Here is a 618-nt window from a genome sequence, read left to right as displayed (position 1 = left end):
GGTGTGACGGCGTGCCTTTTGTAGAATGAGCCAGCGAGTCGCTGGCGCGGGGCGAGGTTAACCGAAAGGGAGCCGGAGCGAAAGCGAGCCTTAACAGGGCGACTTGAGTCCCGCGCCGCGGACGCGAAGCCGGGTGAGCTATCCGTGGGCAGGCTGAAGCGGGGGTAAGACCCCGTGGAGGGCCGAACGCACGTCGGTTGAAAACGGCGGCGATGACCTGCGGATAGGGGTGAAAGGCCAATCAAACCCGGAGATATCTCGTTCTCCCCGAAATAGCTTTAGGGCTAGCGTCGCGCGTTCACCGCCGGAGGTAGAGCACCGGATGGACGAGGGGGCTTCGCCGCCTACCGAATCCAACCGAACTCCGAATGCCGGCGGCCCAGAGCGCGGCAGTCAGAGCATGTGGGCTAAGCTGTGTGCTCGAGAGGGAAACAGCCCGGACCGCCCGCTAAGGTCCCCAAGTTCCAGCCGAGTGGCAAAGGATGTGCGTCCGCCCAGACAACCAGGATGTTGGCTTAGAAGCAGCCATGCATTCAAAGAGTGCGTAACAGCTCACTGGTCGAGTGGACATGCGCCGACAATACACGGGGCTAAGCTGGACACCGAAGCGGCGGGATT

The 618-nt window shown here is 62.5% G+C and carries 1 rRNA gene; it reads left to right on the top strand.

The annotated features are described in order from the left end of the window. Positions 1-618: ribosomal RNA gene (locus tag ACTM82_RS09010) — 23S ribosomal RNA — on the top strand; the annotation flags it as partial.

This window comes from Collinsella sp. HCP3S3_E5, assembly GCF_052067635.1.
GTDB lineage: Bacteria > Actinomycetota > Coriobacteriia > Coriobacteriales > Coriobacteriaceae > Collinsella.
The sequence above is the reverse complement of the archived record's forward strand: the minus strand, read 5'-3'. Positions and strand labels throughout refer to the sequence as shown.